This window comes from Staphylococcus sp. 2S1, assembly GCF_046721335.1.
In the GTDB taxonomy this organism is placed as follows: domain Bacteria; phylum Bacillota; class Bacilli; order Staphylococcales; family Staphylococcaceae; genus Staphylococcus; species Staphylococcus equorum_A.
Genome location: NZ_JBEUUJ010000003.1, coordinates 1,019,614 through 1,042,152, shown reverse-complemented (window position 1 = coordinate 1,042,152; position 22,539 = coordinate 1,019,614). Strand labels below are relative to the sequence as shown.

The window sequence follows — 22,539 nt, the reverse complement described above, 5'->3', positions numbered from 1 at the left end:
ACATCTTTTTAATTTTATTTACAAATAATTAAAGCTACCTATATAGGTAGCTTTAATCGTTCATATATATGTTTAATAGCGTACTACATCTCTGTTCGGCCCATAATCGCTTTCGACAATGTAACTTCATCAGCGTATTCTAAATCGCCACCTACAGAAAGACCTTGAGCTAATCTCGTTACAGTAACACCAATTGGTTTTACTAACCTCGAGATATACATCGCTGTAGATTCACCTTCTAGGTTTGGGTTCATCGCTAAGATAAGCTCTTTAACTTCTTCATCTTTCAAACGATTAATTAAACTCGGTATATTAATATCCTCTGGTCCAATACCATCCATTGGAGAAATAGAGCCATGTAAGACGTGATATAAACCTTTATATTCACGCATCTTCTCCATAGCAATGACATCTTTATCATCTTCAACTACACAAATAATTGTGCGATCTCTCTGTTTATCTTGGCAAATGTAACATGGATCTTGTTCAGTTATATGTCCGCATTCACTACAATAGGTAAGTTCTCGTTTAACATCCACTAAAGATTTGGCAAATTGGACAACATCGTCTTCTTTCATATCTAATACATGAAACGCCAGACGTTGAGCGGTCTTCGGCCCAATGCCTGGCAGTTTCATGAAACTGTCAATAAGTTTTGAAATCGGTTCAGGATAGTGCATATGATCACATTCCAGGAATGTTTAAGCCTTGAGTGTGCTTGCCTAAGCGTTCTTGTGTAAGTTCATCAGCTTTATTCATTGCTTCATTCGTTGCGACAATCACTAAGTCTTGTAACATTTCAACGTCGTCTGGATCTACCGCTTCTTCTTTTATTTCTACATCTAGTACTTCTTTATGGCCTGATACTGTTACAGTTACCATGCCACCGCCGACTGTACCTTGGACTTTCTCCTCTTTTAATTTCTCTTGCTCTTCGCCCATTTTCTTTTGCATTTTTTGCATTTGTTTCATCATCTGTTGCATATTTCCGCCACCGCGCATAAATTTTTCCTCCTTGAATCTTCTATATCATTTTTATGGTTATTCTTTCGTCTCATTATACATGCCTTTTTATTCATTGTCATGTATCACTCTTCATCTATTACATTTACAGTACTCTCACCAAATAAATCTTTAGCTTTTTGAACAACGTCAACTTCTTCCGCTACTTCTGGAGTAGAAGCTTGGTTATCACTTTCACCTTCTGTTGTGGTACTACTCTTTCTATTTTGTAGATACTCTGTTCTAACTCTCATCCATTGATCGGCAGGTACACCTACAACTTTGACTGTTTTATCGATGATTTTACAAACAACATTCTCAATATTTTCCCGTTTTTCATCATCTTTATTAACAATTTCGCAGTGTATTTCTTCTTCAAACTTAATCAGAACATGCGTTTCACTTGCGACAACAGGTTCAGAATTTTGCAAGAGGCTCACTAATGATTTCATATCATTGCCTTTCGCATGATTAATAACCTCTTCCCAATGGTCTTTCAATTGCTTAATATCATCTTTATTGGCTTTGTCTAATACTTTAGCAATTTGTTGCATAGAAAAAGCATTCTTAGACTGTCCACCTTTGTTGGTAGTTCGTTTAGTCTGTTGAGGCGTGTTGCTAGTCGTCACACCTTGCGCTTTTATTGTCTTCAATTCACTTTCTAACTGTTCCATTCTTTGCAACAGCACATCATTATTAGGTTCAGTTGCAATACCTGTAGTCGCTACAGTTTGAACACTCTCGGGTTTTTCTTTTATCATTTCAGCGATTTTAACTAGTAATACTTCGAAATGAACACTTTGGTTTACACTGAATCGAATCGAAACGAGTGTATCATTGATGATATCAATCATTTTGTAAAGAACATCTAAATCAAAATGCATTAATGCATCATATTCAGTTTCTACATTAGAAGTCTTATTCATAATCGTATCTCTCACAAAGTAAATCATATCGTTAATCAAACGATTGACTTCTTTACCTTGTGATATGAATTGATGATAAGTTGAAAAAGCGCTTTTTACATCACCTTGAACTACTTCTTTAAGCAATTCATTTAAAGCACTGGCATCTACACTACCGGTTACGTTCAGCGCATCTTGTAACGTGAGATGCTCATCTCCAAAAGCAATGGCTTGATCCATAATACTTAACGCATCACGCATACCACCTTCTGATGCCTTCGCAATAAATTCTAACGCGGCTGTATCGTATTCTATTTCTTGTGAGTCCGCTACAAACTTTAAGCGTTCAACAATTTCATCTTCACTAATTGCTTTAAAATCAAACCTTTGTGATCTTGAAATAATTGTCGGAGGTATTTTGTGAGGTTCTGTCGTCGCTAATATAAATATTGCATGTGCTTGGTGGCTCTTCTAACGTTTTAAGTAACGCGTTAAAAGCACCTGTTGTTAGCATGTGTACCTCATCTATAATATATACTTTGAATTTCGATTCACTAGGTGCATATTTAACTTTATCTCTAATATTTCTTATCTCATCTACACCGTTATTACTTGCGAGCATCAATTTCAATGACGTCTGAATTCGTTCCTCGCGTGATACCCTTACATATTGCACATTCATTACAAGGTTCACCATCGGTACGTTCAAGACAGTTTATGGCTTTTGCGAACACTTTAGCAATACTCGTTTTACCTGTCCCTCTAGGTCCGCTAAATATATAAGCATGGGATTGTTTACTTTTAGCAATCGCATTACGTAGTGTCTTAGTTACATGCTCCTGACCCACAACATCTTCAAAGCTTTGCGGTCGGAACATTCTATATAAAGCTTGATAATTCACTTTCGCACCTCCAATAGCATTCATCAACTATTATAGCATTGTACTTTATACTTTGAATATCAATTAAAAGATTCTGGATAAACCACTTTGCCATTAGGTTGCTCTGTTAGTTGTTCCCAAAGGAATTTGACCATAAAATTTTTTGAAGGTAAATCAAATGGACTATATATATTGTATTGCTCCGCTTCTTCATAACCTAATTTGCCATAATATCCCGAAGCTCCTAAAACAATAATGGTAGTATAACCTTGCGCTTTTGCTCGCTCTTCTGCTGCTTGCACTAGTGCTTTTCCCAACCCCATGTTTCTATATGCTCGGTAAAACAGATAGTGGCGCTAATGCTAATGCAGTAAAACTTGTTTCTTCATTAAGGATGTGGATTTCTGATAACATAATATGACCAATCACTTCACCATCATCATTTTTCGCGACAACTTCTAGTTCATAGTTATATTCTAAAGTTTCTCTCAATTTCACAACTAACGCTTGCTCATCATGCTGTGACTCAGCGACATCTTCAAACGCAGATTTTATTGTTTCCAAACTTGTATCATAATCATTTTCAGTTAAAGTACTTAAGTATATTTGCATCGACATCCCCCTTATGACGTTTAAATTTCAACCTTTGACTTAACAACATCGGCTTTGTGACAAGTATTAAACGATACCAATATCCTATCAAAGTATTCCTTATATTTTAATATAAAAAAAGAGCGACTGCTATCAAAAGATACGTCGCTCAGTATTTATATAAGTTTATTTCATTATTTAAAAATTTAAAACCGTGCACCTTCACTTCGAATGTGTATCACAAACGTAACCAAAGTCGTTAGCTAAATCTCGGCAACCCTACGGCACATACGATAATCCACTTAATGCTCGCTTCCGTCAGGACCTGACATGGTTCGTGGGTTCATATTGCATAGGACCGAGATCTTCAAACACTACGTGCTTTGGGCAGACTTCACAAAAACACACCCTTAGCAAAGGAATTCAGTCTCGCGTAAAGCGGATTTCGAGTACAGGGAACCGCTACCTCCCCACTTAGCACGGCAAAATATATCATACTATAATTTAACAACTGATTGCAAGTATAACCTATCCTAGATACTATATCTTCATTATATAATTCACATTATAGTCATTTTTACGATAAAGTATTTCACCTTTTATGGCGTCTAGAAAAATCATTGAATTTAAACTCTGTGGCTAAGTGTTTCGAAACATTATATTGGAATATTGTAGTATCTTTCAAATGTACAATGCCTCGAACTGTTGCTGTATATGGCGGAACTACATCGCCAAATATTTCTCGTTCTATTTCTCCGAAGGCCTCAAAAGTAATCGACTTATTAGAGTAACTAATTTCTAAACCTAATACATCTTCTATATACTCATATAGTGATGCTTTTGCAATCTCCGTAGTAAGGTTCGGAACAATTGCTTCTATTAAGTAGTCTTCATCTATAATCTTTACTCTATTTTCTATTTTCCTAATTCGAACAACATGCCACAATACTGTTCCGTGGCGAACATTCAATGCCTTTTGTACTTTCGGAACTTCACCTGCAGTTATCTTTTCAAACACTTTGACGTCAGTTTCATGTCGCAGCCCTAATCCTTGTTGAACTTCTCTGAAGCTGGTTAAATCTGCAAAAGGAAACTCTGTTAAGCCTTGATAGATTACAATCGAACCTTTACCGCGAATCTTTTGAATCATACCGTCTCTCACTAATAAGTTCAGTGCTTTACGTACTGTTTCACGAGAGGCACTATAGGTTTCTACTAACTCATGCTCTGATGGCAATTGAGTGCCATACGATATGCGTGACTCTATGATGTCTGTACGTATTGTTTCATATATCGTAATAAATTTTTTCTGTGTCATGCGCGCTCACTCACTGCCCTTTTCTAAATTATTGTGCAATTACTATTGCGCCAAATCCATAAATTAATTCATTTGTTGCTTCACCCTGTTGGATAATAATTTCTCCCTCAATAGCTAAATCTTCTGGAATCGCTACTTGTTCATTTGAAAAATTTGCAATAACAAGCCACGTTTCATCATTATAATGACGTTTATAAACAAATAACTCATTATGCTCCATATATAAAGGTTCTATACTCCCATACGTAATAATATCGTGTTCATGACGTAAGTGAATCAAATGTCTATAAGTGTGCAATATAGATGCTTCATCTTTAATCGCCGCTTCAACATTGATTTTATCAAAATTATTTGGAATATCAATCCATGGTGTGCCTGTAGTAAAGCCCGCATGCTCTGTATCAGTCCATTGAACTGGTGTTCTTGAAGTGTCGCGAGATTTTTGTCCTAATATCGTAATGATTTCTTCTTCTTTATAACCTGCACCTTTCATATTTTGATAAGCATTTAAAGATTCAACATCACGATACTGGTCAATTGTTTCAAAACCCGGATTTGTCATACCGATTTCTTCACCTTGGAAAATGTAAGGCGTGCCTTGTAACATATGCAGTACAGTAGCTAACATCTTAGCACTTTGTTTACGCATTGGTTCAGACGAGTCATCACCAAAACGCGAAACGACACGAGGCTGGTCATGGTTACACCAAAATATTGCGTTCCAACCGCCACCTTCATAAATACCGAGTTGCCATTCCATAAGTATATCTTTTAATTTATGGAAATCTAATTTAGCATTCGTCCATTTTTCACCATCAGCATAGTCTACTTTTAAATGATGGAAATTAAAGACACTACTTAATTCTTGGCGCTTAGTATTCGTATATTTAATACAATGATCTATTGTAGTTGAGGACATTTCACCAACTGTCATTATATCTTTGTCTCCAAACGTACGACGATTCATTTCATGTACGTATTCATGTACGCGTGGTCCATCTGTATAAAACTCTTTACCGATTTTTTCAGAGTCTTTAAACTCACCTTTAGAAATCAAATTAAGCACATCAAATCTAAAGCCATCTACACCAAAACTAATCCAGTGGTTAACAATGTCATATAAAGCGTCTCGCACCTCAGGATTATCCCAATTTAAATCAGCTTGTGTAACGTCGAATAGGTGCAAATAATATTCTTCTGTTTTTTCATCGTATTTCCACGCATTGCCGCCAAATTTTGACTCCCAGTTTGTTGGTGGTTGATTATCTGCTGATCGTCTAAAGAAGTAATAATCCCTATAGGCACTTTCTTTATCTGCATACGCTTGCTTAAACCATTCATGTTTTGTAGAGGTATGATTAATTACAATATCCATCATAACTTTTAAATCACGCTTATGTGCTTCACTTACTAATGTTTCAAGATCTTCTATTGTTCCAAATTTTTCATTGATTTTGTAATAGTTACTAATATCATAGCCGTTATCGTTCATTGGTGATTCATATACTGGCGTTAACCAAATGTAATCCACACCTAGATATTGTAAATAATCTAGTTTTTCAATAATACCTTGTAAATCACCTTCTCCACTGCCTGTTGTATCATTAAATGATTTTGGATAAATTTGATAAACAACTGATTTTCTCCAATCATTATGTGCCATAACAATTACCGCCTTTTCTTTTACTATTTTAAAAAGAAACTCGCTAATCAATTTTAGCGAGTTTAATTGTACTTATCTATATAACTTGAATTATTTTTCAACCATTTCTTTTGTTTCTTCTTTACTAAATCTTGATAGAACAACAGTTAAAATTGCTGGTACGACAATTGCTAAAAGGGTACAAATAGCATAAATTAACCAGAAATCCTTTTGGATAGAAATAATAGGCGGCACGCCGCCTACGCCTACACTACCAAGCACACGACTTGCACCTATAATACCACCTATCACACAAGATGTTGAAATTGCTGCTATAAATGGGTATTTTAGTGGTAAGTTTACCCCGAATAATGCTGGTTCTGTTACACCTAAGAAACCTGAAATACCTGAAGTCATAGCAAGACCCTGTTCTTTGCCCATTTTACGTCTTCTATAGACAAACCATGCGCCAAATGTCGCTGAACCTTGACAAATGTTTGAGATTGCAAGAATCGGCCATAGGTATGTGCCGCCAAGGCTACTTCCCATTAATTGGAAATCTACCGCTAAGAACATGTGATGCAAACCTGTAATAACGAGTGGTGCATAGAACAAACCATAAAGTGCGCCACCTAACCAGCCGACATGTTCAAAGACAAATGTCACGCCTTCTGTAATTCCTGTACCAAGCCATAATGCAACCGGTCCAATAACTATAAATGCTAAGAAACCTGTAATTAGTAGTGCCACAGGCCCTACAACTAACATTTTAATTGAATCATGAATATATTTATTTAAGAATTTCTCGATTTGAGCTAATACATACGCGACAAGTAAAATCGGCAATACTTGTCCTTCATAGTTCAATTGTTTAATTTCTAAACCGAAAATATCCCAAGTAGGAATATTACCACTAGCAATATCGTATTGTGAAGCTAGTTGTGGATTCATTAGAATTAAACCTAGCACTAGACCAAGTATTTGACTCCCACCAAACACACGCATACTACTCCAACCGATTAATGCTTGGTAAGAATATGAATGCTGTACTTGCAATTACATTGATAATATTAGAGATATCTCCAAGTTGAGGAAATTGTTCTACTAACGGTTTAGGGCCAAATAGCCCTTCCATCGTAAGTAAATTATTAATCCCCATAAGTAAACCAGCAGTAACAATTGCCGGTAAGATTGGAATAAATATGTCTCCCAACAATTTAATCAATCTTTGAACCGGATTACCCTTTTTAGCCGCTGCAGCTTTCGCGTCGTCTTTTGACGCTTCACCTACACCTGTTTCTTCAATGAATTGTTTGTAAACTTCATCGACTGTACCTGGACCAATGACAATTTGATACTGATTATCAGCTTTGAATTGTCCTTTTACTAAATCGTTATCCCCCAATCGATCCTTATCTACTTTATCATCATCTTTCAAGACAAGTCGCAAACGTGTTACACAGTGCGTTGCTGTGTCCAAGTTGTCTTTGCCCCCAATAGCTTCGACTATATCTTGCACATCTTTCTTTTTAACTGCCATGATGATTCACTCCCTTTTTCTTTTAACATCACTGAAAGTATAACTTGTATAGACAAGTTTTGTAAAGGCTTTCATGTTAATTTAAAAAAATAATGTTATTTTCATGTTTTTGTATAATATTTTCAATAGATTCATTTAATTAATGCAAAACAACTTAAAAACGGCAAATAAAAAAGACAAGCACTCAATACATGATTGATTACTTGCCTACTCTATTTATTAGTCTTAGTTTTATAATATTATGGCGGAGGAAGAGGGATTCGAACCCCCGCGGGCCGTTAAGCCCCTGTCGGTTTTCAAGACCGATCCCTTCAGCCGGGCTTGGGTATTCCTCCAAATAAATACATTATTTATAATATTATAGCCCGTTTCAAAAGTCAATTAAAATTTCAGCACTATACAAGTGCTTTTTCTTTTAAGTAAGCATCTACTGAATCTGCGACAGCCCTTCCTTCTTGAATAGCCCAGACCACAAGACTTTGACCTCTTCTCGCGTCGCCCGCCGCAAATATGTGTGGTTGATTCGTTCTAAAATCTTTATTATCAGCCACTATTTTATTACGTTTAGTTTGAATATCAAAAGCATGAGGGACGGTCGTTTCTGTACCGACAAAACCGATAGACAATAAGACTAGATCTGCTGGCCAGTGACGTTCTGTGCCATCCACCACGACCATTCCATCTTCTGTTTCTTCAAGTATTTGAGTATAAACGCCTTTTACATTGCCGATACGATCAACATCGTAACGCATCGTTTGTACACCATATGCACGTGGTTCAAAACCAAAACGCGCCTCATATTCTTTGTGTGCATAATCCATCTTGAACACAGGCATTGCTAATGGCCAGTACGTATTTTCATCAAATGTAATCTCTTCTGGTTGCTTTGTGTATTTATTAAATTGAACGATAGACTTACAATTTTCACGCAGTGCTGTCGCTACACAGTCAGCACCTGTATCACCAACACCAATTACAATGACATTTTTTCCTTTAGCTGAAATCTCAGGTTCGTTAATTTCTCCATTTAAAAATTGGCCTTGTTCAGTTAAGTAATCCATTGCAAAGTGAATTCCAAATCCCATGCGTCCTTCTAATGGTAAATCTCTCGCATTTTGTGAACCTGTACAAAGTATAATTGCATCGTGTCGTTCATTTAATTCATCACGACTTACGTCTACACCAATTTCTGTATCTGTCATAAATTCAATACCTGATTGTTTCATCACTTCAATTCTACGGCGCACGACATCCTTATCTAATTTCATATTAGGAATACCATACATTAGAAGCCCACCCGCTTCATGTGCACGTTCATATACTGTTACTTTGTATCCTAGTTTATTTAGTTCATCTGCCGCTGTTAACCCAGCTGGACCACTGCCGACGATTGCTACTGTTTCGGATTGGCGTTGCTCAGGCTTTGTTGGTTTGACCCAGCCATTTTCATAAGCTTCATCAATAATCGTACGTTCAATACCTTTGATAGCAACAGATTCACGATTAATTTTCATCACACACGATTGTTCACAAGGCGCGGGACAAACGCGACCCGTGAATTCTGGAAAGTTATTTGTCTCACTCAAGCGTTCATATGCTGTTTTAAAATCTTTTCTATAAACGAGATCGTTCCACTCCGGAATGTAGTTCCCAATTGGACAACCAATTGTTTCTTTTCCATGAGGTTCCCCCGTTTGGCAAAATGGTGTCCCACAATCCATACAACGTGCACCTTGTTCTGCTGCTTCATCCTTAGTAAACCTCTGTTGAAAGGCATCGTGATTACTTATACGTTCAACCAATGACAATTCATCTAATTGTTGTTTGTCATAATTCATAAATCCTTTGAATTCGCCCATGACAAATCCCCCTTTATGGTTAATATACGGCAGTCTGCTGTTCTTCTGATGCTAAGCTTGTACGTTTATCATTAAATGCATTCAACAACGCTTCATCTAATTCACTCGAATCACGTTTTTGTAATTCTATTTTTTGCATCATTAATTTATAGTCTTTCGGAACTACTTTGACTACTTTTTGTGCCACATTTTCAAAATCATTTAGAATAGCTTGTGCTTTTGTGCTCTGTGTATATTTAACATGAGCTTGTAGCATGTCTTTCAAAATTTCACGCTCTGCTTTTACACTAATCGTATCGAAATCTAGACTGTCTAATTTATGTTCTTTTCTAAAAGCTTCAACGTCTGATGGGAAAATGTAACTCACGCCGCCACTCATACCTTGGCCAAAGTTTTTACCTACATCTCCAAGTATAACGACGCGTCCGCCAGTCATATATTCAAGCCCGTGGTCGCCAATACCTTCGACAACTGCTTGTACACCACTATTTCGGATACAGAAACGTTCTCCTGCCTTACCATTAATATACGCTTTACCATGTGATGCACCGTAAAAACAAACATTACCAATAATAATTTCATTTTCACGATGTTTATTCGGCGCTTTCACAATAATCTTACCGCCAGATAATCCTTTACCAACGTAATCATTTGCGTCACCTGTATGATGAATCGTTAATCCACTAGGCGTATATGTTGCTAAACTTTGCCCACCATGACCCTGTGTTTGGGCATAAATCGTGTCTTCAGGTAAACCTTCAGAGCCATGAATTCTAGTAATTGCACTACCAGTGATTACACCTACGTCTCTTTGTTCATTTTTCAATTTATATTTACCTGTAAATGCTTCACCTTTTTCAATAGCTGTTTGTGCGTCAGGATACAATCTCGTTAAATCAAACCCTTCATCAAGATGATGATTTTGTTTTATTTTATTAAATCTGTCACCTTCATGTTGATACAACAACGCTTCAACATTCATAGTAGTCGCTTTAGAGCGACGTGATGATAACTGGCTACTTCGTTGTAATAAATCCGTTCTCCCTACTAATTCATCGACTGATTTCAAACCGAGTTCAGCTAATATTTCTCTTAATTCTTCCGCTACAAAATGCATGAAATTAACTACATGGTCTGCTCTACCATTGAATAACGCGCGTAAATCTTGATTTTGTGTAGCGATACCTACTGGACATGTATCTTTATGACATACGCGCATCATAATACATCCCATAACTACTAGCGGTGCAGTGGCAAAACCAAATTCTTCAGCACCTAATGCACATGCATAAGCGACATCTTTACCTGTAAGTAATTTGCCATCGGTTTCCACTTTCACTCTTGATCTTAAGCCGTTCATCATTAAGGTTTGATGCGTCTCTGATAGACCAATTTCCCATGGCACGCCCGCATGTTGAATGCTTGTTTTAGGTGATGCTCCTGTCCCACCATCATAACCACTGATTACGATTTTATCAGCGTATGCTTTCGCGACACCTGCCGCAATCGTACCGACACCTGTTTTAGAGACAAGTTTAACTGTAATATTTGCATCTTTATTGGCATTTTTTAAATCGTGAATTAATTGTGCTAAATCTTCTATTGAATAAATATCGTGATGTGGCGGTGGTGATATTAAGCCAATACCTGGTGTAGAACCCCTTACTTCCGCAATCCATGGATATACTTTCGTACCTGGTAGTTGTCCGCCTTCCCCTGGTTTAGCGCCTTGCGCAACTTTAATTTGTATTTCTTTTGCATGTTGTAAGTAATCACTTGTTACTCCAAAGCGACCTGAAGCAACTTGTTTAATAGCACTTGAACGATTTTTACCTTCTTCATCTATTACAAAACGTTCAGGATTTTCGCCGCCTTCACCACTATTACTTTTACCGCCCATTTGATTCATTGCTTCTGCAAGTGTCTGATGTGCCTCTTCTGAAATCGACCCATAACTCATCGCTCCAGTATTGAAACGTTGTACAATCTTACTCGCAGGTTCAACTTTATCGATATCTATTGATTTCTGCTTTTTAAATTCCATCAAATGACGAATATGGTCTGTTCGCTTATGATTAACTTCATTTGAAAATGCTTTGAATTTTTCATAATCGTTTAAGCGACATGCATGTTGCAATAAATGTATCGAAGTTGGATTAAAAGCGTGATGTTGTCCTTGTTTGCGCCATTGGAACGTACTACCTGACTCAATGTATTCACTCTCAGGTGTTTGTCTCGCTTTATTTTCTTTATCAATTAAATCCATCGTTATCCCAGATAACTTGGACTGTGTGCCAGTGAAATATTTGTCTACAATTTCATTTGAAAGTCCTACAGCTTCAAAAATCTGTGCCCCTTGATAACTTTGAACTGTAGAAATACCCATCTTAGCCATTACTTTGATGACACCTTCAGACAAGGTATGTGTATAGGTTTGAACATTTTCAGAAATATCCCCTTCTAAACGTTGGCTCAAGACCAATTGTTCAATCGTACGTTGTGCTAAATAAGGTACTACCGCGTTTGCACCGTAACCTAATAAGCATGCAACATGATGTACCTCTCTTGTTTCTCCTGACAAAGCAACAATACTCGTACGCATACGTAGGCCTTCTCGGATAAGCAATTGATGAATATGACTCACCGCAAGTAATATAGGCATTGCATAACCTTTTTCTGTTACAAGTGTACGATCATCTAATACTAAAATTTCACTGCCTTCTTTAACAGCACGTATCGCTTTACCCCCTAAAGCGTCTAATGCTGCTTCTAAATCGTCTTTATAAACAGTTGATAGATGTTTTACGTTAAATCTACTCTGTTCAATTTCCTCAAGTTGCGCTTCTGTCATCACAGGACGTTTAAGCTGAATTCTATTTAACACATCCTCATTAGGATTTAACAAATTCCCTTCGTCGCCTAAATAAGCTAACTCACTCGTGACAATTTTTTCACGATAAGCGTCAATAGGCGGGTTTGTTACTTGAGCGAATAATTGCTTGAAATAATTAAAAAGTGTTTCATTTTTTTCGTTTAATACTGCAATAGGTACGTCATAACCCATTGCCCCGATTGGATCTTTTTTATTATCAACCAGTTCTGTCATGTATTTATCCATTTCTTCTTTGGTATAGACAAATTGTTTTTGCAATCGATTCAATGTTGCACTATCCCACTCAGATGATTTATACGTCACATTTTCTAAATCCAAATCTACTTTAAACTGGTTTAACCAACTTTCATAAGGCAGTTCATCTGCGATATTTGCTTTTAACTCATTATTTTCAATCACTTTATGTTGGTTAAAATCAACAAGTAATAACTTCCCAGGGTTCAACTGACCTTTAAACGCAACGTTCTTTTCAGGTACATCAACAACACCAACTTCAGATGAAAAGACAATGTAATTATCTTTCGTTATAGTATAACGTCCTGGTCTTAAGCCATTTCTATCCGTTAAAGCACCAATCTTGTCTCCATTACAAAACGAAATCATCGTCGGTCCATCCCATGGTTCCATTAAATAACTATAATACTCATAGAAAGCACGTACATTCGCATCGTTAGCTTTGTTGTATAACCAAGGCTCTGGAATCATGAGCATCGTCGCTCTTTCAGGCTCCATAGCTAATGATAAAAATTCTAAAGCATTATCGACTATAGCCGAGTCACTGCCATCTTCATCAATAATTTCTTTTACCTTGTCCTTTTCGTCGCCAAAAATAGTTTCAATCAGCTCATCTTGTCTAGCGCGCATCCAGTTTACATTACCTTTAATCGTATTGATCTCACCGTTATGCATAAGTAATCTATTAGGATGTGCACGTTTCCAACTTGGAAAGGTATTTGTACTGAAACGCGAATGAACAAGTCCTAATTTCGAAACATAAGATTCGTGATTCAAATCTTGATATAAAGCCTTAATCTGATCCGAACGCAACCATCCTTTATATACAATCGTTCTATTCGACAGACTTGTAAAATATAAATCTAGTTGTTGCTGATTCGCATAATTTTCAATTTGTTTTCGCGCTAAAAATAATTTACGATCTACATGTGAAACATCATTTAATGCCACGAACACTTGTTGAATAAAAGGCATTGTATCGGCAACATGTGAAGCAATTGCATTAATGTCTACAGGTACATCTCTATAACCAATTACGCTTAATCCTTCCGCTTCAAAGTGTGCATTAAACTGTGCCTCGTGCTGAGAACCAGCAATCGATTCATTTGTAAAAAACATCCCAACGGCATATTGACCTTCTTCAGGCAAATTAAAGTCCGTTTGTTTTGAAAAATAATCGTATGGCACTTCGGTCATAATCCCTGCACCATCACCTGTCACACTGTCTGCACCAAGACCGCCACGGTGATCTAACCTACGCAAGATCTCCAATGATTTTTCGACAATAGCATGGTTCCTTTCGTTATCCATATTGGCATAAAAGCCAATACCACATGCATCATGTTCCTCACGACTATCATATAAGCCAATTTTCTTATTGTATTCGAGCATGATCTTCACCTCTTTTTCGAAAATTCTGAATATTAAATTAGTAAGTAAACTATATAGTAGTTGATCAATCTGTTCAATATATAAAATAGATGATATTATTCTAATTATTAGAATGTTTTTGAATTTGGGGGATACAATGGAAATCAAACAACTAAAATACTTTATAGAAGTCGCAAAAAGAGAGCATTTATCAGAAGCCGCACTTGAATTAGAAATCGCACAATCTGCAATAAGTCGTCAAATTACGCAACTCGAAAAAGAATTACAAGTTAAATTATTTAATAGAGAAGGCCGCAATATTTATCTTACCGATGAAGGGAAGCAATTATTTTCAGAAGCAACTAAAATTATAGATCAATTCGACGAAACTGTCCGTCTATTTCATAAACAATCAGAATCCAATCATTTTATTATTCGTATCGGTTATGTTGAAAGTTATATCTCACAAGTACTCACGCTATTAATACAATCTTTTGAAAATCAGAGCGATTCAATTGTCGAACCTATTCTAATGGAAGAAAGTGAAATTTTAAATGCTTTAACCACTGATCAAATCGATATTGCATTTACCGATTTATCAAATGACATCAAACAAAATCGCGAACTAAAAGTAAATGCTTTGTTCGAGGAAAACTACCACGTCTACGCCCCTAAAGACGCACCAATTACTATGGCAACTCACCCGCCTCTAGTACAGTTCTCAGACAAAATAATTTACGAACTTTATCCGTTACCTCCGCATATCAAGCAAATATTAGCCAATATTGTAGTAAAACCAATACGTACCATTACCCATCCACAACTCGCACAATACATTTTAAATAAAGAGCGTGGATATATTATCGCGACTTCCTATCACCTACTAGAGAAGAACCCTGATAAATGGGTGGACATCTCTCTCGGACATACAGAGCTAAAACGCACAATTTGTAGTGTGATGCGCCAAGATAATCGTAAAAACGACATTCGCTTAATGCTTTCAATGATCGATCAATTGTTGAGTCGTAGTACAACGTATCACTAATTCAAAATTCATACGCAAACCTATAAATCGTTGAATTCAACATATGAGACGCGTATAATCGCATTGTCTATAAAGAGAGGATTGAATTAGAGCGATGCCAATCAAAACACTAATCAAACGCCCTTTCAATTGGGTATTATTGTTGTTTTGCATCATATTTATTGGGTTGTTTATTTTCACATTTGTAAACGCTAAGTTTTACGATACACCTATTGGTCAAATTACAAATATTGAAAATAAATCTACATCTAAAACCACAGATGACCATCATAATAAAGATATAAAACATACAGAAACATTGAAACTTACAATTTTAAACGGAAAATTTGAAGGTCAAACTGCAACGATTCCACATGAATATTATGAATCTCAAGCAGATAGTGAAAAATTTTCTAAAAATAATAAAGTCTTACTACATATCGATAAACATCCAAATGACGCATATATATTAGAGAAAAAGCGTGATAGCCTCGTAGTAGCCGTGACAGGTTTATTTTTATTAACGGTACTTCTTGTAGGCAGGAAAATCGGACTTCAATCCATTTTATCTTTGGCAATTAACACAGCCGTCGTCATTCTAGCGATTTATATTTATAACCAATTCCATATTATGACTTTATTCAGTCTAATGAGTATCGGAGTTATCATATCTACTACATTAACCTTATTGCTAGTTACGGGTTGGCAATGGCGCACACTCATTACTATTGTTAGTACCTTGCTTGGTACATTTATATGCGTTGGGTTAACACAATTAGTAATTCAAATGACTGGTGGCGAAGGATTAAAATTTGAAACGATGAGTTTCTTAACATTACCACCTAAAGAAGTCTTTCTCGCATCGGTAATGATTGGGTCACTTGGTGCAGTAATGGATGTCGCCATTACAATTGCAAGCGGGATGACTGAAATCCTACGTCGAACACCTCATATTAGTATGACGCGTTGGGCACTTGCCGGACGAAATATTGGCCAAGATATTATGGGGACGATGACCAACATTTTACTCTTCTCTTATTTATCTGGAAGCTTACCGATGTTACTTATTTATTTAAAAAATGCAAATACCATTACCTACACAATCTCTATGAATTGGTCATTAGAAATTTCCCGGGCAATTACAGGCGGTATTGGTATCGTCTTAACAATTCCTATTACAATATTATTGATGCAAGTATGGTTCAAAATGCGAGGTGCTAAACAATGAGTGCAATAACAATTTTAGGTATTATACTGTTCATACTCATGCTTATTTTTGGTGGTAAAAAAGGGCTCATCTCTTATCTGACATTATTCTTAAACTTTGTCATCCTATTAATAAGCTTGATTATCATTATGTTTGGCGCACCGGTTTATCTTGTAACCTTAATTTTTTGTATCGTTATCGCGACGTGTAATCTATTTGTACTTAATAGTTATAATACCAAGACACAGGCAGCTTTTTACGCAACGATTCTAACAACAGTCATCTTGATTGCAGCCATCTACTTTTCTGTATCTATCGGTAACCTACAAGGTTTCACAACTGAGCAACAAGATGAAACGTACATTTTCTCTATGAATATCGGTATAGACATGGTTAAATTCATGGTCTTCACCATAGTCCTTGCAGTCATAGTCGCTGTCATTGATTTAGCTATTACAATTAGTTCACCCATGTATGAATTAAGTGAGACCAACCCTGATTTAACTCAAAAAGAACTATTTTATTCAGGAATGCGTGTAGGCAGAGAAATCTTAGCCACATCAGCTAATACAATTTATCTCGCTTATTTTGGAGGCCAACTCACATTATTTTTCTGGTTTTTCAAATTAAATTATTCCTTTGGTCATATCATTAATTCTAAAATATTCGCTCAAGAATTTATCTCTATTTTATTAGGCGGTATTGCGATTGCGATAAGCATCCCTATTACGGCTTGGCTGTCCTCGCTATTAATCAAAAAGGAACAAAAAATGAAATTACCTATAAAGCATACGTATAAATAAACAAAACCACTCATCTTGTATTAAATATTAGATGAGTGGTTTTGACTTATTTTTTCTTCAATCCATTAAGGCAGCTTATTAAATTTATTTAACTCTCCACTGAAATAAGCACGTTCTCCATGAACAACATAATCCAATCCATTTACTTCTTCAACTTTGTCTGTGCCTAAAGCACTAAATAATGTTATTCCTTTTGCAATTAAAAACGTTAAGCAACCGCTAAAAACAACTGTTACAAAAACTGCAATCAATTGTGCCCAAACAGTTTGTAAATTGCCACCAAAAAGTAATCCATTTACTATTTCATCATTCACTTTATGAGATTGAAAGACACCTGTTAAAATTGCACCGATAATACCACCGATACCATGTATACCAAAAGCATCCAATGCATCATTATATTTTAGTTTCACTTTAATATAATTAATTGCAAAATAACAACTAACGCCACCAATCAATGCAATCGCTATTGCACTCATATAGTCTACAAATCCGGCAGAAGGCGTAATTGCTACTAAACCGGCTAACATTCCTGATAACATACCAATCAAACTTGTTGTTTTTTTCATAATGTACTCTATAAGCAACCATCCCAACGAACCCGCACTTGCCGCTAAAACAGTATTTACAAAAGAAGTCATAGCAATATCATTGAATGTTAATGCGCTTCCCACGTTAAACCCATACCAACCAACCCATACTAATATGCCACCTACTAGCGTAATAATAAGATTATGAGGTGGTCGTTTATCAAAATTTTTCCCTGCACCTATCATCAAGGCCAATACTAGTCCTGATACTCCTGATGTAATATGAACTACTGTACCCCCTGCATAATCTATCGCACCTAATTTATGAATCCAGCCACCTCCCCATACCCAATGTGCAACTGGACTGTAAACTAAAAGAACCCATAAAAATACAAAAATTAAATAGGGTATAAACTTCATTTTTTCTGCAATTGATCCTGACAAAATCGATACAGCAATGGTACAAAACATTAATTGAAACAGCATAAAAAGCGCTATAGGAATATGCGTAGCAATATCATCTTGTGTATTAAAGCCAACTTGTTTTAACCCCAAGTATGTAAAGTCTCCTATAATAGTATTTCCTGGACCAAAGCTTAAGCTAAAACCTAAAATAACCCACGCGAATGTCACAACAACAATCGCAGACATACTTTGCATAACTGTATTCAACACATTTTTAGATTGTACAAGCCCACCATAAAACAAACTCAACCCTGGCGTCATTAACCATACAAGTAACGTACACAAAAATAAAAATAAAGTATCATTCATATTCATCTAAATCACTCCTTTGATCAAAATCATACCCCCGGTCAAAATGAATAGCAAAAATGCGTCATATAAATTAACATTGTATGTTAACTTACATGACGCATTTTTAAGTTGATTATATTTGTTGCTGTAAGATATAAACAGGTCTACCTTCTAATAAGGTTTCACCTACTTCGTTATAATGACACTGTCGATATAATTTTTGAGCTACTTCATTATTATCATTGACCGCCAGGCAAATTTCATCGATATTAGGAAAGTGGCGATGTATATATTCTGGCAACGCTTGAATAATTTGTTTTCCATAACCACGTCCTCGATAATGTGCATCTACACTAAAAGACCTAAAAAACATTGCATTTTTATTTAATGAATAAGGCGCTACACCCGCACCTTCATGGAGTGTAAAAAAGCCTATACATTGTTGCTCATCGTTATATACGAGTACAGGATGACGTTCCGAGTCGCGTTGCGCAAGTTCAATATTCACTTTTGGCGTTTTAGTAAATTGATGGTCTCCTGACGTAATTGTGATTTTTTCAATATCTGAAACAAGTTCTGCACGATATGGAATCATAAATATATTTTCTAATTGTTCATTTATCCAAGTCACTACTGCAGGTGCGATTTTATTGAACTCTAGCTTATGAATCCATTTTACATCTGTAATTTCTTGGTCAGTTGCAACATTAGACCAATCTATTTGTTCTGTTGTATAAAAACAATTCAGTTCTGTCTGCTCATTGTGCTGTGGATAAGCATCTCCAATAACTGTGTCCATATAAATGAGCGAGTTTTCCGATACATCAACTTGCAGTTCCTCTTTCAACTCTCTCTGTAATGCTTGCTTATAAGTTTCATCACCATCTATTTTACCGCCTGGAAAATAATATTTCTCTCTATCTCTAGCTTGTACTAGTAGTAATTCGTCATTTTCTTCAACAACTAAACAAACACATTTAATCATAACTACGCACTCCAAACGTATTTCAATTTTTTATTTATACGGAAATAATCGTACCATTTTCAAACTAACTGCGCTTATGTTATCATATTTTATTATTCGAGAACATCTCATTTAGAGCAACATCACAGTGTGGAACATAACAATCAACTCATAAAATGTTATAATATTGAACAATATATTCACTTTCAAAATGGAGGATACAATAAAAATGGCTAAAAAACCAAGCATTAATCGCATTTCTAATACAATCAATTTTGTAGGTATTGCCGTAGAAGGTTTCAACTGGTACGCCTATCAATCAAAAAACAAAAAATTACTTTACGCTAGCATGGCAATCACAAGTGCGGGTGCGGTACTCGATTTTTATACAGCATTAAAATCACCGCGTAAATTCGTTAAAGTTTTTTCAACTTTCACAGCGACTAGCACATTATTCACGACTGCTAAACGTGTACAATCTATACGTAAAGAAGCATAATCTCTCATTTTCTTTAGGAAAAACCTTTTCACAACTAATTACTATAAAATCAATCTGCCAACAGGGACACGCGCTCTGTTGGCAATTTTTTTAAAAAACAACATAAAAATGCTTCTAACGTATTCGTTTTAAAATACATCAGAAGCACTTTTCAAATTAGTGAATATATTTATATGAACTTACTTGTGATGCAGGAATCGTTCTGTAAGTTACAATACCTGGTGATGCACCGTAATTCATTTCTGAAATAGTAATACTACCGTTAGAATTAACAGATTCTACGAATGCAACATGACCATAATAACCTTGATCAGATTGTAAAATAGAGCCCACTGTTGCCTTATGGTCAACTGTATAACCATCAGCTGCTGCGCCAGTATCCCAACTATTAGCATTCCACCAATATGTACTAATGCCTTTACCAATTTGTGCACGTTTGTTAAATACGTGCCATGTGCATTGGCCCCAGTCATACAAATTGGAATGATTAAATATCGGTGTGTTATAACCTGTAGACCCTGATGAACCTGATCCACCAGTTGAAGCTGTCCCTGAAACTTTCAACTTCTGTCCTGGATAAATATTAGTATTTGATAAACCATTTAAACTCATGATTTTTTGGTAAGTCGTGCCATATCTTGCGGCGATTGCTGATAAAGAATCGCCTGATTTCACTGTATATGTCGTTGTACTACCACTGCTCGTCCCACCTGATGAACTTGAACCACCAGTTGAAGCTGTTCCCGATACCTTCAACTTCTGTCCTGGATAAATGTTAGTATTTGATAAATTATTTAAGTTCATGATTTTTTGGTAAGTCGTACCGTGTTTAGCGGCGATACCTGATAACGTGTCTCCAGATTTTACTGTATATGTTGATCCTGATGATGTATTCGTTGATGTACTTGTTGAACCAGAAACTTTCAATGTTTGGTTAGGAAAAATAACGTTAGACGTCAAATTATTCAACGATTTCAATTTTGAAATTGAAATATCATATTTATTTGCTATTGACCACAGAGAGTCCCCACTCTTAACTTTATAAGTTGTTGCGAGCATCAGCATTTACTGAAGTTACAGCCGCTATCGCGCTTGTACCTATTACAGTTGCAATTATTTTTTTACGCACTTATGTAAACCTCCCAATATTTCTTTTTACATTTTATCATTCATTGCTCACTATATTATTATACAGCTTAAAGTTGGGCGTGAGTATATTATTTGTATGACATTCATATTACAAACAAGAACTACTCGTAATATAAACGCCTTCATGATTATCAATTCATTTAATGCTGTTCAAATGTTTGAATCCGAATATCGTCTATCCCAAAGTAATCACTTAGTAAAGCTTGATAATTATTTTGGGTTACTGGAATTTTTTGAACTTCTCCATTTTTTGATATCGTTAAATGTGCATTAGACAATGTAACTCTGCCGTATGTTTTGGCTTTGCTAACCAATAATTTTCGAACAAAAATAGAGTCTGAATGATGCTGATTAAATTCAATTCCCGCCGCAAAATCTTTGAGCGTTTTAGATATATCAATTGCTCTATATTGTGTTTCCCAATCATCTGTTTTATACTTTTGCATTTCAATCGTATCCGCATCAATATGTATCACTTGAAATGTACCATTTACATCGCTCACTTCATTTTGATTCTTAATAAGTGGCATCGCTTTTTTAGGTACATCCGCATAACCAACATCGATCAGATATTTATGCTGATTTAAACGTACAATCAAAGCCATATGAGACCCTTCCATTGCCCATCCTTCACCTGTATTAATAGTTGCAGAAATCATATAAACGTCAAAACCTTTTTCCTTTAAAAAGCTATGAAACAATCTATTTTGTTCATAACAAAAACCACCTCTATGCGCTCGAATGATTTTATGAAGCATCGTTTCATCATCTAGTGCGATGGGTTGCTTATTTTGAACATTAATATTTTCAAACGGCACATGTAGTACATATTGGTGAATATAATGATTCAACGTCTCTAAATCGACTTTATTGTAATAATCAGAATTAATATTTAAGTACGTTTCCAATCGTTTAAAGTTTGTCATTTACCGTTACCCCTTCTAACACGATAGTCTATTGTTTATACAATACTATTTTAGCCGACTTAATCTACTTCAGACAAACAGACTGTTTTGTGGAAAGCGTCATGTAATTTGTGTCTCCACCTTAAAATGTTGTAGTTTCATAAATACTTAGTATTCACATGTCGCTTTCATATCATAGGTGTTATGATAATTTGTATAAATCATTTTAATATTGACATGAGGGAAATATACCGATACTGTGTATATTCAATACCACTTTTCAATTTACTTAGCATATATAGTATGATTTTAAAAAAAGTGCTTTACGAATGGCTCAACAGCCCTATGTAGCACTGTGATTTTAAATTCATAACTATTTTACACTTCTATGCAGGTTACATTAAAAAACGGATTAAATATTTTTAGTGAACAAAACATTTGATTATTTTAAATTTTCAGAGTATTC

13 protein-coding genes, 1 tRNA gene, 1 other RNA gene and 4 pseudogenes are annotated in these 22,539 nt (G+C 35.7%); 4 read left to right on the top strand and 15 right to left on the bottom strand.

What is annotated here, in order from left to right:
- Nucleotides 1–83: 83 nt before the first annotated feature.
- The 11 genes and pseudogenes from recR to gltB all read right to left on the bottom strand — a co-directional run bounded on the left by recR (nt 84) and on the right by gltB (nt 14,257).
- Nucleotides 84–680, bottom strand: a complete 597-nt coding sequence (gene recR / locus ABLV90_RS05500) for a recombination mediator RecR (protein ID WP_002505985.1) — start codon at nt 678–680, stop codon at nt 84–86.
- Nucleotides 681–684: 4 nt separating this feature from the next.
- Complete coding sequence (locus ABLV90_RS05495; RefSeq protein ID WP_460872310.1) at nt 685–1,002, bottom strand: YbaB/EbfC family nucleoid-associated protein; 318 nt, start codon at nt 1,000–1,002, stop codon at nt 685–687.
- Between the two features lie 86 nt (nt 1,003–1,088).
- Nucleotides 1,089–2,809 (bottom strand): annotated as a pseudogene (gene dnaX / locus ABLV90_RS05490) (DNA polymerase III subunit gamma/tau).
- A 59-nt stretch (nt 2,810–2,868) separates the two neighbouring features.
- Nucleotides 2,869–3,400: pseudogene (locus ABLV90_RS05485) on the bottom strand (GNAT family N-acetyltransferase).
- A gap of 191 nt (nt 3,401–3,591) precedes the next feature.
- Nucleotides 3,592–3,862: signal recognition particle sRNA large type (gene ffs, locus ABLV90_RS05480), an RNA gene on the bottom strand.
- A gap of 109 nt (nt 3,863–3,971) precedes the next feature.
- Nucleotides 3,972–4,697: a trehalose operon repressor gene (treR, locus tag ABLV90_RS05475; protein WP_427705510.1), complete on the bottom strand. Its 726-nt coding sequence runs from the start codon at nt 4,695–4,697 to the stop codon at nt 3,972–3,974.
- Nucleotides 4,698–4,725: 28 nt separating this feature from the next.
- The gene (treC, locus tag ABLV90_RS05470) at nt 4,726–6,360 is read right to left on the bottom strand and encodes an alpha,alpha-phosphotrehalase (protein ID WP_427708319.1); all 1,635 of its coding nucleotides are present in this window, start codon (nt 6,358–6,360) and stop codon (nt 4,726–4,728) included.
- Nucleotides 6,361–6,450: 90 nt separating this feature from the next.
- Nucleotides 6,451–7,879 (bottom strand): annotated as a pseudogene (treP, locus tag ABLV90_RS05465) (PTS system trehalose-specific EIIBC component).
- 242 nt (nt 7,880–8,121) lie between these two features.
- Nucleotides 8,122–8,214 (bottom strand) — tRNA-Ser (locus ABLV90_RS05460).
- A gap of 60 nt (nt 8,215–8,274) precedes the next feature.
- On the bottom strand, nt 8,275–9,738 hold the full coding sequence (locus ABLV90_RS05455) for a glutamate synthase subunit beta (RefSeq protein WP_460872309.1): 1,464 nt from the start codon (nt 9,736–9,738) through the stop codon (nt 8,275–8,277).
- Between the two features lie 19 nt (nt 9,739–9,757).
- Nucleotides 9,758–14,257, bottom strand: coding sequence for a glutamate synthase large subunit (gene gltB, locus ABLV90_RS05450; RefSeq protein WP_460872308.1), 4,500 nt, complete (start codon nt 14,255–14,257; stop codon nt 9,758–9,760).
- Between the two features lie 136 nt (nt 14,258–14,393).
- Here gltB and gltC point away from each other — a divergent pair, with 136 nt between their 5' ends.
- From gltC to ABLV90_RS05435, 3 genes are all read left to right on the top strand, one after another.
- Nucleotides 14,394–15,281 carry a glutamate biosynthesis transcriptional regulator GltC gene (gene gltC / locus ABLV90_RS05445; RefSeq protein WP_460872307.1) on the top strand — a complete coding sequence of 296 codons (888 nt, stop codon included), beginning with the start codon at nt 14,394–14,396 and terminating at the stop codon, nt 15,279–15,281.
- Between the two features lie 94 nt (nt 15,282–15,375).
- Nucleotides 15,376–16,488: a YibE/F family protein gene (locus ABLV90_RS05440; RefSeq protein ID WP_069816764.1), complete on the top strand. Its 1,113-nt coding sequence runs from the start codon at nt 15,376–15,378 to the stop codon at nt 16,486–16,488.
- Entirely contained in the window at nt 16,485–17,270 is a 786-nt protein-coding gene (locus tag ABLV90_RS05435; RefSeq protein ID WP_460872306.1) for a YibE/F family protein, read from the top strand. Before ABLV90_RS05440 ends, ABLV90_RS05435 begins: the two co-directional genes overlap by 4 nt.
- A gap of 65 nt (nt 17,271–17,335) precedes the next feature.
- Here ABLV90_RS05435 and ABLV90_RS05430 read toward each other — a convergent pair whose 3' ends face one another.
- Both ABLV90_RS05430 and ABLV90_RS05425 read right to left on the bottom strand, forming a co-directional pair.
- Nucleotides 17,336–18,580 carry an ammonium transporter gene (locus tag ABLV90_RS05430; protein ID WP_069816760.1) on the bottom strand — a complete coding sequence of 415 codons (1,245 nt, stop codon included), beginning with the start codon at nt 18,578–18,580 and terminating at the stop codon, nt 17,336–17,338.
- A 109-nt stretch (nt 18,581–18,689) separates the two neighbouring features.
- Nucleotides 18,690–19,541 carry a GNAT family N-acetyltransferase gene (locus tag ABLV90_RS05425; protein WP_285324213.1) on the bottom strand — a complete coding sequence of 284 codons (852 nt, stop codon included), beginning with the start codon at nt 19,539–19,541 and terminating at the stop codon, nt 18,690–18,692.
- Between the two features lie 208 nt (nt 19,542–19,749).
- Here ABLV90_RS05425 and ABLV90_RS05420 point away from each other — a divergent pair, with 208 nt between their 5' ends.
- Nucleotides 19,750–20,019 carry a hypothetical protein gene (locus ABLV90_RS05420; RefSeq protein ID WP_460872305.1) on the top strand — a complete coding sequence of 90 codons (270 nt, stop codon included), beginning with the start codon at nt 19,750–19,752 and terminating at the stop codon, nt 20,017–20,019.
- 156 nt (nt 20,020–20,175) lie between these two features.
- Here the strand turns inward: ABLV90_RS05420 and ABLV90_RS05415 are convergent.
- Together ABLV90_RS05415 and ABLV90_RS05410 are read right to left on the bottom strand one after the other, a co-directional pair.
- A pseudogene (locus tag ABLV90_RS05415) lies at nt 20,176–21,148 on the bottom strand (LysM peptidoglycan-binding domain-containing protein).
- A 160-nt stretch (nt 21,149–21,308) separates the two neighbouring features.
- The gene (locus tag ABLV90_RS05410; RefSeq protein WP_427705525.1) at nt 21,309–22,094 is read right to left on the bottom strand and encodes an arylamine N-acetyltransferase family protein; all 786 of its coding nucleotides are present in this window, start codon (nt 22,092–22,094) and stop codon (nt 21,309–21,311) included.
- Nucleotides 22,095–22,539: the final 445 nt, after the last annotated feature.